At 72.2% G+C, this 11827-nt stretch carries 14 protein-coding genes and 1 pseudogene; 7 read left to right on the top strand and 8 right to left on the bottom strand.

Annotated elements, in window-relative coordinates:
• The first annotated feature begins 2 nt into the window (after positions 1-2).
• The 3 genes from CHC09_RS42810 (at position 3) to CHC09_RS42800 (ending at position 1850) form a co-directional block, all read left to right on the top strand.
• Positions 3-677 (top strand): response regulator, encoded by a 675-nt coding sequence (locus CHC09_RS42810; protein WP_089299037.1) that lies wholly within the window; start codon positions 3-5, stop codon positions 675-677.
• Between the two features lie 49 nt (positions 678-726).
• The gene (locus CHC09_RS42805; RefSeq protein ID WP_089299005.1) at positions 727-1284 is read left to right on the top strand and encodes a dihydrofolate reductase family protein; all 558 of its coding nucleotides are present in this window, start codon (positions 727-729) and stop codon (positions 1282-1284) included.
• A 95-nt stretch (positions 1285-1379) separates the two neighbouring features.
• Positions 1380-1850 carry a hypothetical protein gene (locus CHC09_RS42800; protein ID WP_089299004.1) on the top strand — a complete coding sequence of 157 codons (471 nt, stop codon included), beginning with the start codon at positions 1380-1382 and terminating at the stop codon, positions 1848-1850.
• Between the two features lie 7 nt (positions 1851-1857).
• Here CHC09_RS42800 and CHC09_RS42795 read toward each other — a convergent pair whose 3' ends face one another.
• Positions 1858-2871: an aldo/keto reductase gene (locus CHC09_RS42795; RefSeq protein ID WP_089299003.1), complete on the bottom strand. Its 1014-nt coding sequence runs from the start codon at positions 2869-2871 to the stop codon at positions 1858-1860.
• 90 nt (positions 2872-2961) lie between these two features.
• On the opposite strand from CHC09_RS42795, the gene CHC09_RS42790 reads away from it, so the two are divergent.
• The 3 genes from CHC09_RS42790 (at position 2962) to CHC09_RS42780 (ending at position 5319) form a co-directional block, all read left to right on the top strand.
• Entirely contained in the window at positions 2962-3546 is a 585-nt protein-coding gene (locus CHC09_RS42790) for a TetR/AcrR family transcriptional regulator (RefSeq protein ID WP_089299002.1), read from the top strand.
• A 119-nt stretch (positions 3547-3665) separates the two neighbouring features.
• Positions 3666-4022 carry a DoxX family protein gene (locus CHC09_RS42785; protein WP_089299001.1) on the top strand — a complete coding sequence of 119 codons (357 nt, stop codon included), beginning with the start codon at positions 3666-3668 and terminating at the stop codon, positions 4020-4022.
• A gap of 13 nt (positions 4023-4035) precedes the next feature.
• Complete coding sequence (locus tag CHC09_RS42780; RefSeq protein WP_203833442.1) at positions 4036-5319, top strand: MFS transporter; 1284 nt, start codon at positions 4036-4038, stop codon at positions 5317-5319.
• A 44-nt stretch (positions 5320-5363) separates the two neighbouring features.
• On the opposite strand, the gene CHC09_RS42775 is transcribed toward CHC09_RS42780, so the two are convergent.
• The 3 genes and pseudogenes from CHC09_RS42775 to CHC09_RS47305 all read right to left on the bottom strand — a co-directional run.
• A complete protein-coding gene (locus CHC09_RS42775; RefSeq protein WP_089298999.1) occupies positions 5364-5897 on the bottom strand; it encodes a hypothetical protein in 534 nt (177 codons plus the stop codon).
• 305 nt (positions 5898-6202) lie between these two features.
• The gene (gene trpD, locus CHC09_RS42770) at positions 6203-7237 is read right to left on the bottom strand and encodes an anthranilate phosphoribosyltransferase (protein ID WP_089298998.1); all 1035 of its coding nucleotides are present in this window, start codon (positions 7235-7237) and stop codon (positions 6203-6205) included.
• 276 nt (positions 7238-7513) lie between these two features.
• Positions 7514-7711 (bottom strand): annotated as a pseudogene (locus CHC09_RS47305) (ATP-binding protein); the annotation flags it as partial.
• A 145-nt stretch (positions 7712-7856) separates the two neighbouring features.
• On the opposite strand from CHC09_RS47305, the gene CHC09_RS42760 reads away from it, so the two are divergent.
• Entirely contained in the window at positions 7857-8486 is a 630-nt protein-coding gene (locus tag CHC09_RS42760; RefSeq protein WP_089298997.1) for a class I SAM-dependent DNA methyltransferase, read from the top strand.
• 352 nt (positions 8487-8838) lie between these two features.
• Here the strand turns inward: CHC09_RS42760 and CHC09_RS42755 are convergent, their stop codons facing one another.
• From CHC09_RS42755 to CHC09_RS42745, 4 genes are read right to left on the bottom strand one after another with little or no spacing between them, the layout of a single operon-like run.
• Positions 8839-9615 carry a sulfite exporter TauE/SafE family protein gene (locus CHC09_RS42755; RefSeq protein WP_089298996.1) on the bottom strand — a complete coding sequence of 259 codons (777 nt, stop codon included), beginning with the start codon at positions 9613-9615 and terminating at the stop codon, positions 8839-8841.
• A complete protein-coding gene (locus CHC09_RS45930) occupies positions 9612-9827 on the bottom strand; it encodes a hypothetical protein (RefSeq protein ID WP_143232908.1) in 216 nt (71 codons plus the stop codon). The genes CHC09_RS42755 and CHC09_RS45930 overlap by 4 nt, the downstream gene beginning before the upstream one ends.
• Positions 9828-9831: 4 nt before the next feature.
• On the bottom strand, positions 9832-10407 hold the full coding sequence (locus CHC09_RS42750; RefSeq protein ID WP_089298995.1) for a rhodanese-like domain-containing protein: 576 nt from the start codon (positions 10405-10407) through the stop codon (positions 9832-9834).
• A 19-nt stretch (positions 10408-10426) separates the two neighbouring features.
• On the bottom strand, positions 10427-11821 hold the full coding sequence (locus CHC09_RS42745) for an MBL fold metallo-hydrolase (RefSeq protein WP_089298994.1): 1395 nt from the start codon (positions 11819-11821) through the stop codon (positions 10427-10429).
• Positions 11822-11827 lie beyond the last annotated feature (6 nt).

The raw sequence follows: 11827 nt of genomic DNA, 5'->3' as shown, positions 1-11827 counted from the left end.
CCGTGGCGATCACCGTACTGCTCGCGGACGACCAGCACCTGGTTCGTGCCGGGTTCCGCAGCCTGCTCAAGCGGGACCGCGACATCACCGTCCTCGGTGAGGCGTCGACCGGGGACGAGGCGGTCCGAACCGCCCGGGCGCTGCGGCCCGACGTGGTGCTGATGGACATCCGGATGCCGGGCACGGACGGGATCGCCGCCACCCGGCAGATCGTCGCGGACCCGCGACTGCGCGACTGCCGGGTGATCATCCTGACCACCTTCGAGACCGACGAGTACGTCTTCACCGCGCTGGCGGCCGGGGCGAGCGGGTTCCTCACCAAGGACGTCGACCCGGAGGGCCTGCGCCAGGCCGTCCGGGTCGTCGCGGCCGGCGAGGCCCTGCTCTCACCGAGCGTCACCCGCCGGGTGGTCGGGCAACTCGCGCACCGACCGGCGGCCGGCACCGGCGGGGCGCGGCTCGCCGCGCTCACGGAGCGCGAACGGGAGATCGTCCGGCTGGTGGCGAGCGGCCTGTCCAACGACGCCATCGCCGGGCACCTGGTGATCAGCCCGTTGACGGTGAAGACCCACATCACGCGGGCGATCGCCAAGCTCGACGTCCGGGACCGGGTCCAGCTGGTCATCCTGGCGTACGAGACCGGCCTGGTCCGCCCGGGCGAGACCGGCACGCCCTGATCCGCCGCTGCGGCAGGTATACGCCGTAGCGGCGTTAGACTCGCCGGGCATGGGACTGCTCACCTTCAGCCTCAACCTCACCCTGGACGGTTGCGTCGACCACCAGGAGGGGATCGCCGACGACGAGACGCACGCCCTCTTCACCCGTCTCATGGACGAGAGCGGGGCGATGCTGTGGGGTCGCGTCACCTACGAGATGATGGAAAGCTACTGGCCGGCCGTCGCCCGCGGCGACGAGGAAGCGCCGCCGGCCATGCGCGAGTGGGCGATCAAGCTGGAGGCCAAACCCAAATACGTGGTGTCGTCGGCGCGCACGGACTTCGCCTGGACCAACAGCCACCACGTCGTCGGCGATCTGCGCGCGGGCGTGCAGAAGCTCAAGGACGCGACCCCGGCCGGAGTCCTCCTCGGAAGCGGCAAACTCGCAACCGAGCTCGACCGGCTGGACCTGATCGACGAGTACAGACTGCTCGTCCATCCCAGGATCGCCGGCCATGGCCCGACGCTGTACCAGGGCGGGCTGCCGGGCACGCGCCGGCTCGAGCTGATCTCGGCGGACCCGCTCCGCAACGGCGTGGTGGCCATGCACTACCGCCGGGCGCGCTGAATCACCTCCGTAGGCTGAGCGGCGTGGCGGCCACCGAATGGACATAGACATTCGGCAATGTTGACCGGCTGACCGAGGTCGATCAACATTGCCGGATGCTCGACATGCCGGCGACTGAGCCGCTCTCCGTCACGCCGTCCGGGGCGGAGGTCGTCGCCTTCCGATCCGAAGGCGACGCGGCGCTGCAATGGCGGGAGCGGCTGCGGCGAACGTACCCGGCGAGCGGACTCTGGCCGCTTCTGATGGAGACCGACGCCCCCGAATACCTCGCCGACCCGTACACCCATGCCACGGCGGCCGAGCCGCTCGCCGCGGCGTACACGCTCGACGGTGCCGTGATTCTGGCCGAGGACGGTGAGCGGGACCTGCACCGCTGTCCGCCGGACTACGCGGCGGAGATCCGTTCCGAGCTGGCCGGAGGCACTGGCCCTGGCCTGGGAATACCGCCTCTACAACGACGGCGAGTACGACCTCTACCGAGCCGATTCCCTCACCGACCAGGCAGCCGGCCTCCTCGGCGCACCGGTCTGGCGGATGTGGTGGGACTGATCCTGCGGCCGCGGTGAATCCCGGTCAGGCCGCACGATGCTGGCCGTTGACCGCGGGGGCCACGGTGCCTTGGCTGACGACGTTCAAGCGGGCCGCCACAGACTCCGGAAGGCTGCCCGCCAGACCGGCGAGGGCGGCGGTCAGTTGATCGGCCGAGCGGGGGCCGACGATCACCGAGGTGATCTCGGGCCGGCCGCTGAGCCAGGCCAGCGCGACGGCCGGCGCGGTCGTCCCCAGTTCGGCGGCGACGGCGGCGACCTCGTCGGCGATGTCGAAGTGCCGTTCGGCGAGCAGGCCGTTCACGAACGAGCGTGCCATCGGGCTGGGCATCGCGGCCCACTGGGCGAGCCGCGATCCCTCGGCCGGTGCGGCACCGCGCTGGTATCGCCCGGCGAGCAGGCCGCTGCCGAGTGGGCTGTAGGCGAGGATCCCGAGGCCGTTCTGCCGGCAGGTGGGGACGATCTCGGCCTCGATGGCGCGCATGATCAGCGAGTAGTTGGCCTGCAGGCTGATCAGGGGCGTGCCGCCGGTGCGCTGCGCCGCCCACTGGGCGGTGACGATCCCCGCGGCGGTGAAGTTGGAGCAGCCGAGGTAGCGGACCTTGCCGGAGCGGACGAAATCGTCGAGGACCGCCATGGTCTCCTCGGCCGGGGTGTCCGGGTCGGGGAGATGGCACTGGTACAGGTCGAGGTAGTCGGTTCCCAGCCGGCGCAGGCTCGCCTCCAGGGCGCGCGTCAGGTGCAGGCGCGACAGGCCGCGGCTGTTGGGTCCCCCGCCCTGCGGCGCCGCGCCTTTGGTGGCCAGGACGACCTCGGCACGGCGGTGGGCGATGGCCCGGCCCAGGACTTCTTCGCTGGTGCCGCCTCGGTAGGTGTCGGCGGTGTCGATGAGGTTGTGTCCGGCGTCGAGGAACGCGTCGACGATTCGCCGGGCTTCGGGCTCCGGGGTCGGGGCTTGCGGGTCGGTGCCGAAGTTCATCGTGCCCAGGCACGCCCGGGACACGCGCAGGCCGGATCGGCCCAGTGTCGGGTACTGCATGGCGCCCCCTAGAATCGGAATCGTGATTCCGCTTGAAGATATGGAACCTGGATTCCGCTTGTCAATGCCGTCGGACCGCGAGGAGCCGGCATGATGCGCTCCGACGCGGCACGCAATCGCGCGAAGGTGCTCGCGGCGGCCGAGGTGGTACTCGACGAGCAGGGGCCGGCGGCCCGCATGGACGAGATCGCCCGGCGAGCCGGAGTCGGCGTCGGCACCGTCTACCGGCACTTCGCCACCAAGGAGGCGCTGTACGCGGCGATCGTGGCGGCCCGGGTCGACCTGCTGCTGCGGGAGGCGGACCGACTGCGTACGGCCGCCGAGCCGCAGGCCGCGTTCTTCACCTTCTTCACGCGGATCGTCGCGGACGCGGCGACCAAGAAGGCCCTGACCGACGCGCTGCGGGACGCCGGCGTCGACGTCAAGGCAGAACAGACGGATCAGCGGGTACGGATGCGTGCGGCGCTCGCGGAGTTCCTGCGCGGCGCTCAACGCTCAGGCGCCGTCCGCCCCGACGTCGACCTGCCCGCCATACTGGCCCTGCTGCGCGGGGCCAGTATGGCGGCGGAGACCGGCGAATACTCCGGCCCGGTCCTCGACCGTGCGCTCGCCGTCCTGTTCGACGGCTTGCGGCCACCGGCGTACCCACCAGGAAGTCATCGATCCGGGCAGTGAGGGATGCGACGGTCTTGCCGGGTCATGAGTGCCGGCGCGAAGCCCGGCTCGCGGGCCGGCGGTCACATTCGAGCGGGCCACCTCGTCGAGAACGAGCGAACCGTCATCGAGGAGGACCCGTGTCCATCGTTCACATCACGCTCACCGTCGTCGCCGCGTTCCTCGCCGCCAGCGGCGCCGTCACCTACCTCATCGGACACGAGTACCCGAAGGCGCAGCTGAGGATGAAGCGCCTGCCGATGTGGTGGATGCCGATGCTGGGCTCGATCCTGGCCGCCGGGGCGCTGGGCCTGCTCGCCGGCTTCGCCGTACCGCTGATCGGCACCCTGGCCGCCGCCGGTCTCGTCCTCTATTTCATCGGCGCGCTGATCGCGCACCTGCGTGTCGGCTCCCGCGACCTGGTCGGCTGGGCGATCTTCTTCGTCACGATGCTCGCGACTCTCGTCGTCGACCTGAGCCGGGCCCACAACGGGTGATCCGGATGGCACAATTCGCGGCATAGACGACAACGGACGCTCATCGATCTGGCGCAATCGTAGGTTCCTGCTGCTGTGGGGCAGCCAGACGATCAGCGAGATGGGATCTCAGATCACCATCCTCGCGCTGCCGCTGGTCGCCGTCGTTCTGCTGGACGCCTCCGCGTTGCAGGTCGGGCTCCTGGCGGCGGCCGAGACGAGCGCATACCTGCTGGTGGCCCTGCCCGCCGGAGCCATCGTGGACCGGGTCGCCCGGCGCCGCCTGATGATCGGGTGCGACCTCGCGCAGGTCCTGGTGATCGGCTCGATACCGGTGGCCCACGCCCTCGGGGTGCTGACGCTGGCCCAGCTGTACGCCGTCGCACTGGTCTCCAGCGTCCTGTCCGTCTTCTTCCAGGTGGCCTACCAGGCGTACGTGCCGGTCATGCTGGCGCACGGTCAGCTGATCGACGGCAACGGCAAGCTGGCCGCCTCCCGGTCGGTCGCGCAGATCGCCGGGCCCAGCACCGGCGCGGCGCTGGTGACGCTCATCGGCGCGGCCGGCGCGATGACCGCCGACGCGATCTCGTTCGTGGCGTCGGCGGGCCTGCTCACGGCGATCCGCGGCCCGGAACCGCGCCGCTCCGGAGCCGGCCGCCGGCCCCGGATGACGGCGCAGATCCGCGAGGGCCTCGCCTACGTGCTGCGCGACCCGATCCTGCGCAACGCGGTCGCCTTCAACGGCACCGCCAACTTCTTCGTCATCATGGTCGAGAGCCTCGGCACCGTCTTCCTCATCCGTAACCTCCAGCTACGTCCGGGCCTGGTCGGACTGCTGCTGGCGCTGGGCGCCGTCGGCGGGCTCGCGGGCGGCGTCGCGGCCCGCCACCTGGCCCGCCGGATCGGCTCGGCGCGGATCAGCTGGATCGCCATGACCCTGCTCTCCCTGCCCGGACTGCTGATCCCGCTGGCCGGGCGAGGCTGGACGGTGCTGCTGTTCGCCTGCGGCTGGATCTCCTGGACGTTCTCCTCCACCGTCGCCGGGGTCGCGCTGACCACTTACCGGCAGGCCGCCTGCCCGCCGGACATGCTCGGCCGGGTCAGCGCCGCCGCCCGCTGGATCACCTGGGGCACCCTGCCCCTGGGCGGCCTGGCCGGCGGGGCGCTCGCCAGCGTTCTCGGCATCCGGACCACCCTGTGGATCGCGGTCGCCGGTGGCTGCTGCGCGGGGCTGTGGCTGTTCTTCTCCCCCTTGCGCCGGATGCGCGACATCCCGCTCGCACAACCCGGCCCGGTGCCCGCGGCCGCCACGCCGTAGCACCATACGTCTCGGATCCGCTGAAGGACGAAACCCGGCGAGGATCAGCCCGGCTGCTCGGTCGGGAAGTCATCGGCGAAGGCCGCCTCGGCGACTTCCGCCGGCATGCAGTCGTGCCGATGAGCCCAGGTGCCTACCGAGTGCAGCACGGGATCTGGTCCGTCGTCGGTGATGAAGGTGAAGTCGACGCGTTGCGGGAGGGTACGCAGCCCGCACTGTCCAGCGATCGGCCTGAGCCGCTCCCACGGGCAGCCTGCCGCGGCCAGGGCGCCGACCACCTGGGCCAGGGTCAGCCGTACGGGCAGAGCGATGACCTCTCCGGGCTGTGCCTGGCTTGGCAGATCAACCGTCCCTCGCCCGGTCTGGACCAGCACCGAGGTGATGATCCGGCAGCGGCACACGACCAACTCGACATCACCATACGAGTACAGGTGCGGCCACCTGTGGCGGTTGTCGATCCGCCCGATATCCCACGGCATGCCGTGGACAGCGCAGACGTCCCGTAGCTGGGCACCGGGATGGAGAAGACCGACATGGCCGGTCGCGCCGAACGACGCCAGGACCGCGAGCGCTTCCATGTCTCCAGCCTCTCCTGCGAACAGCGGGCCATCCCCCGTGCTGACACAGATCATGTCAAGCCTGTCATCGTCGAAGGCCGGCCCACGCCCAGCTCCTGCCGGTCAGTGCATCCAACAGATCCATATCCGGGTACGACCTGTCGGGCGCCGTGGCCAGGCTCAAGCCAAGTCCCGTGGCATTCCCGCGCGAGGCCCGCGCCACCCCGGGCCGCTGCCGCGCGTCGCGGCCCGATTCCGCCGGTCAGCACCGCATGGTCACCCTCTACTTCACCGTCAGGGTTCCGCAGGTAGCGCCGTCGACGGTTTCAGCAGTCAACGGCCCGGCAACCCTCCCGGGCGCTGACCTCGATCCATCGTTTCAGGGTGGCTCGGGCCGCACCACTGTCGACCGCCCGCGCACACGTCCCGATCGCGTCCGGAAACGATCGGCCGTCGACGGCGACCAGCATCGCGGCGGCGTTGAACAGAACCACGTCGCGGACCGGCCCGCGCCGCCCGGCGAGCACGGCCTGGAACACCAGCGCGTTCCCGGCCGCGGACCCGCCGCGCAGGTCGGAGGGTGCGGCCCGGTCGAACCCGAGCTCCAGCGGGTCCAGGGTCGAGGCGGTCACCGCGCCGGCCCGAACCGTCCACACCCGCGACGTCGTCGTCGTGGTCAGCTTGTCCAGGCCGTCGTCGCCGCGCACGACCAGGGCCTGGCCGCCGCGCGCGGCGAGAACGTCCGCGATCAGCGGCGCCATCCGCGCGTCGGCCACGCCGACGACCTGGTACTGCGGAGCCGCCGGGTTGATCAACGGTCCGAGGATGTTGAACACCGTCGGAACCCGCAGATCGCGGCGGACGGCGGCGGCGTGCCGCAGGCCCGGGTTGTAGCGCGGCCCGAACAGGAACGTGAGCCCGGCGCGGGCGGCCACCCGGGCCGCCCGCGCCGGGCTCAGATCCAGCCTCACGCCGAGGTGTTCGACCAGATCAGCGGCGCCACACGTGGCCGACGACGCGGCCCGGCCGCCGTGTTTGACGACGGTGACCCCGGTGGCGGCGGCGACCACGGCGGCCATCGTGGAGATGTTGACGGCGCCGGTGCCGTCGCCGCCGGTTCCGGCGATGTCGACGACCGGTCCGGGAATGGTCACCGGCACGGCGCTGGCCCGCAACGCGTCGACCAGGCCGCGGATCTCGTCGGCGGTCTCGCCCTTGGTGCGTAACGCGGCCGCGAACCCGGCCACCTGGGCCGCGGTCAGTTCCCCGTTCACGATCCGGGTCATCGCCCAGGCAGCTTCGGCGCTGGTCAGGTCCCGGCGCTGCAGCAGGGCCGGCAGAATCGTCTTCGACAGGGGCATCTCTGGTGTCCTCCGGGTGCATGGACCGCCGCCGAGGACACGAAAAAGGCCGCCTCGACGAGGCGGCCGGTGGAATGGCTCGAGCAGGTGGGCCGCCTGTCAGGCGCGCCACCAGAACATCGAACACGTAGTCACGGCAGGAACCTTAACACCCATCGCCGGTGCTCGGCCTCGGGTGACGATGGCGCGCGGCCGCCATCGCCCTCCACAAACCTATGAAACACAATTCCTCGGTTCGGGCGGCAGCCGCCTGCCCCGGATTGCCGTCGCCGGTGGTCAAACGGCAGCCAGCTCAGGCTCGGGTGTCCCGGTGGACGGCCACGGGCGATCGCGGTGCCCGGTGCCGGGTTCGGCGGGCAGGGTGAAGGTGAAACGGGTGCCGCCGCCGGGGTTTTCGGTCGCGGTGATGGTGCCGCCGTGCCGCTCCACCGTGCGCTTGCAGATGGCCAGACCGAGGCCGGTGCCGGCGTAACCTCGTCCGGGCCGTCCCAGGCGGCCCGAGGGCCGAACCGGACACCGCGGCGCTGTTCCCTGCAGCCGCCGCACCTCCAGCGCGATCATCCGGACTACTCTCTTCGCCGCACCGTCATCCGTCAGAAGCACCGACAGGGGAACGTTCGTGACCTGGCTGGCCGACACCCGTACGTCCTACGACACCGTTGCCGGCGGCTACGCCGACCTGGTGCGTGACTCACTTTCCGGGCAGCCGTACCTGCGCGCCGCTCTCGCCCTCTTCGCCGACCTGGTCCACGCCGCCGGCGGCGGCCCGGTCGCCGATGTCGGCTGCGGGCCCGGGCACGTCACCGCGCACCTGCAGGCCCTGGGCGTAGACGCGTTCGGCATCGACCTCTCCCCCGCGATGATCGACATCGCCCGGCGGGACCACCCCGGCCTGCGCTTCGAGGTCGGCTCGATGACCGACCTGCCGCTGCCGGACACGTCGGTCGCCGCCCTCCTCGCCTTCTGGTCCCTGATCCACGTCCCGGACGAGGCGATCCCGACGGTTCTCGGCCACTTCCACCGGGTGCTGCACCCCGGCGGTCCACTTCTGATCGGCTTCCACGTCGGCGACCGGACCCAGTTGAAGACCGAGGGCTACGGTGGCCACCCGATGCACGTCCACGTGCACCGGCGCCGGCCCGAACAGCTCGCCGACCGGCTGCGCGACGCCGGCTTCGTCGTCACCGGCCAACTGCTGCTCGACCTGGACCAGCCCTCGCCCGGCGCGGTCCTGATCGCACATCGCTGAGGCACGAGCAACAACCGCCCCGGCCGGGAGTCGATCATGCCGTGGCAGGCTGAGGACCGCTCGGACACCTCATGAGCGAGCAACCGGCACCCGCAGGAGCAGACCGTGGCAGGCTGAGGACCGCTCGGACACCTCATGAGCGAGCAACCGGCACCCGCAGGAGCAGACCGTGGCAGGCTGAGGACCGCTCGGACACCTCATGAGCGAGCAACCGGCACCCGCAGGAGCAGACCGTGGCAGGCTGAGGACCGCTCGGACACCTCATGAGCGAGCAACCGGCACCCGCAGGAGCAGACCGTGGCAGGCTGACGATCGTTTCGACACCCGACGAGCGGGGACCGGCACCCGCGGGTCAAACCGGGGCGGGGTTGAGGACCGTCTGGACGCCTACGAAGACGGCGACGGCGAGGACGAGCCACGCGAAGGCGCGCCGCAGCCGCTCGGTGGGCAGCCGGGCCGCGATCCGCGCGGCCGCCAGGGAGCCGAGGATCGCGGCGAGGGTGAACGCCGCGGCGACGCGGTGGTCGACGGCCGCGTCGCCGACGTGCGCGACGAGCCCGGCGGCGGAGTTCGCCACGATGATGACCAGTGACGTGGCGACGGCGGCGGGCATGGTCAGGCCGAGCAGCAGGACCAGGGCCGGGATGATGAGGAATCCACCGCCGACCCCGAACAGACCGGTGAGGAAGCCGACCGCGAGCCCGGCCGCGATGGCTTTGGGCAGGCAGCCGCGCCAGTTGACCCCGCCGCCGGGCAGGGCGCAGTCGCCACCGCATTCGCCGGCGTCGCGCAGCATCCGCAGACCGGCGACCATCATGAGGACGGCGAACCCGGCCAGGACCAGGCGCGGATCGAGGAGCCGGTTGACGGCCGCGCCGGCGAACGCCGCGGCGGCGCCGGTGCCACCGACGATCCCGGCGATCCGCCACCGCACCAGCCCGGCCCGCAGCCGCGGGAGCAGGGCGGTCGCCGCGGAGACGCCGACCACGAGCAGGGCGGTGGGTACGGCGGCGGCCAGGCTCAGACCGGCGCCGTAAACCAGGGCGGGGACTGCGAGGATCGAGCCGCCGCCGCCGAACAGGCCGAGCAGGATCCCGATGAGGAGCCCGAACCCGATCGCGGCGATCACGACCGCCCCCGGCCCGGCGGCACGCCGGGCGGTGCGGCCCGGCAGGCCGAACGCGGCCAGGGCGGCGCGGGACGGTCGCGGCGGGCCGGCCAGAGCGCTGCGGGACGGTCACGGCGGGCCGGCCACGGCGGTGCGGGCACGTCGCGGCCGGGCGGCCAGGGCGGTGCGGGCTCGTCGCGGCCGGGCGGCCAGGGCGGCAGGTGATCCGACATGTGACTACCGCCGGTCCGCGCCCAGAGCGGTGACGACCCGGGCGAGATCGGTACGCGGGCCACGGTTGTAGGGCAGCCTGGCGAGCACCATGCCCATCGCGCAGGTGTCGGTCAGCGCGGCGACGGCGAGACCGGCGCCGATGAACGCGGCCACCCACTTCACCGGCTCGGCCACCGTGCTGGCGAGCACGGCGGCCAGGACGATGCCGCCGGCGACGAGGCGGACCTGTCGTTCCAGCTCCCAGCGGGGTCTGCCGGTGGTGACCGGGCCGTGCTCGGCCCGCCAGCCGGTGATGCCGCCGGCGAGCACGCGCAGGTCCGGCAGGCCGGCTCCGGCGAGGATCCGTTCGGCCTGGCCGGCACGCTGCCCGGAGCGGCAGACGAGCACGACCGGCCCGTCGAGGTGCTCGCGCAGTTCGTCGCGGTGTTCGCGCAGCAGGTCCAGGGGCACGTTGCGGGAACCGGGGATGTGCGCGGTCTCGAACTCGGCGGGGGTGCGCACGTCGATCAGCCGGGGCACCTGGCCGCCGGCGATCAGATGTCGCAGCGTGGGGACGTCGAGGGCGGGCGATGTGGTCATGTGGTGCGCGGGCTCCTGGTCAGTTTCCGGGGACGATGGGCAGGCCGGCGCCGGCGGCGTCCGCGTAGGCGTCGTCGAGGTGCACGACCTGACGGCCGGCCCGGGCCAGCAGGCTGGTGGCGGCCGCGGCGCGGTAGCCGGAGCCGCAGTGCACCCACACCGTGCCGGCGGGCACATCGGCGAGCCGGTGCGGCAGGTCGGGCAGCGGGATGTGGACCGCGCCGTCGATGTGGCCGGTGCGCCACTCCTTGCTCATACGCACGTCGAGCAGCACGTCGAGGGCGGGCAGGCCGGGTGGCGGGGTGCCGGCGCGGGCGGCGGCCAGGTCGGTGAAGGTCGCCGTGGTCAGCTGGGCGAGGCGGGTGTCGTCGCCGGCGGCCCACTGGTCGGGGTCGCCGGTGGCCGTGGCGGCGGGCCGGTCGACGCCGATCCGGGCCAGTTCCCGCTGCGCGTCGGCGACCTGCTGTTCGCTGTCGCCGAGCAGGGTGATCGGCGCACCCCACGGCGCCAGCCAGGCCAGCCACGTCGACATCGGCCCGTCCAGGCCGAAGCTCAGCGTGCCGGTCAGGTGCCGGTGCGCGAACGCCTTGCGCGAACGCAGGTCGACCACCCACTCGCCGTCCGCGATCCGCCGGGCCAGCTCGGCCGGGTCGGCGGCGGCGACCGGGGTCAGGTCGATCAGGTCGGCGCCGGCGGCGTTGCGGGCACCCATGTGCGCGTAGTACGCCGGGTACGCGTCCAGGCCGGCGAGGGTCTGCGCGACGAAGTCGTCGGTCCGCAGGCGCAGCGCCGGATTGGCGGTGCGTTCCCGGCCGATGGTCGACTCCGGGGCGTCGGCCTGCGTCGCGGAGCAGAAGCTGCCGAAGCCGTGCGTGGGCCACACCCGCGCGCCGTCGGGCAGCAGGTCCGCCAGCCGGCGCACCGAGGCGTGCTGGTGTTCGGCGAGGGTGTGGGCGTGCTGCTCGCCGAGCAGATCGGTGCGGCCGGTGGTGCCGAACAGCAGCGACCCGCCGGTGAACACCCCGACCGGGCCGTCGGCGCCGTCGAGGACGTACGACAGATGGTGGAAGGTGTGTCCGGGTGTGGCGACGACCCGCAGGCGCATCAGCGCCGAGACGGTGATCTCGTCGCCGTCGGCCACCGGCCGGCGGTCGAAGTGGACCTCGTCGGCGGCGGCGACCAGGTAGGTGGCACCGGTCAGCTTCGCCAGCGCCAGCCCGCCGGAGACGTAGTCGTTGTGCAGGTGTGTCTCGGCGACGTGGGTGATCCGCACGCCGAGCCGGCCGGCCAGCGCCAGAATCCGGTCGATGTCGCGCTGCGGGTCCACCACGATCGCGAACCGCCCGTCGTGGGCGAGATAGCTGCGGTCACCCAGTGACGAGGTCTGCACGACCTCCACAGGAAGCTCAGTCACTACTCA

Source organism: Actinoplanes regularis (assembly GCF_900188005.1).
In the GTDB taxonomy this organism is placed as follows: domain Bacteria; phylum Actinomycetota; class Actinomycetes; order Mycobacteriales; family Micromonosporaceae; genus Actinoplanes; species Actinoplanes regularis.
The sequence above is the reverse complement of the archived record's forward strand: the minus strand, read 5'-3'. Positions and strand labels throughout refer to the sequence as shown.

Excerpts from the sequence above, each read along its gene's own strand:
- CHC09_RS42805 (WP_089299005.1), top strand. The coding sequence starts at position 727 with ATGGGACTGCTCACCTTCAGCCTCAACCTCACCCTGGACGGTTGCGTC.
- CHC09_RS42800 (WP_089299004.1), top strand. The coding sequence starts at position 1,380 with ATGCTCGACATGCCGGCGACTGAGCCGCTCTCCGTCACGCCGTCCGGG.
- CHC09_RS42795 (WP_089299003.1), bottom strand. The coding sequence starts at position 2,871 with ATGCAGTACCCGACACTGGGCCGATCCGGCCTGCGCGTGTCCCGGGCG.
- CHC09_RS42790 (WP_089299002.1), top strand. The coding sequence starts at position 2,962 with ATGATGCGCTCCGACGCGGCACGCAATCGCGCGAAGGTGCTCGCGGCG.
- CHC09_RS42775 (WP_089298999.1), bottom strand. The coding sequence starts at position 5,897 with ATGGAAGCGCTCGCGGTCCTGGCGTCGTTCGGCGCGACCGGCCATGTC.
- trpD (WP_089298998.1), bottom strand. The coding sequence starts at position 7,237 with ATGCCCCTGTCGAAGACGATTCTGCCGGCCCTGCTGCAGCGCCGGGAC.
- CHC09_RS45930 (WP_143232908.1), bottom strand. The coding sequence starts at position 9,827 with ATGTCGGATCACCTGCCGCCCTGGCCGCCCGGCCGCGACGAGCCCGCA.
- CHC09_RS42750 (WP_089298995.1), bottom strand. The coding sequence starts at position 10,407 with ATGACCACATCGCCCGCCCTCGACGTCCCCACGCTGCGACATCTGATC.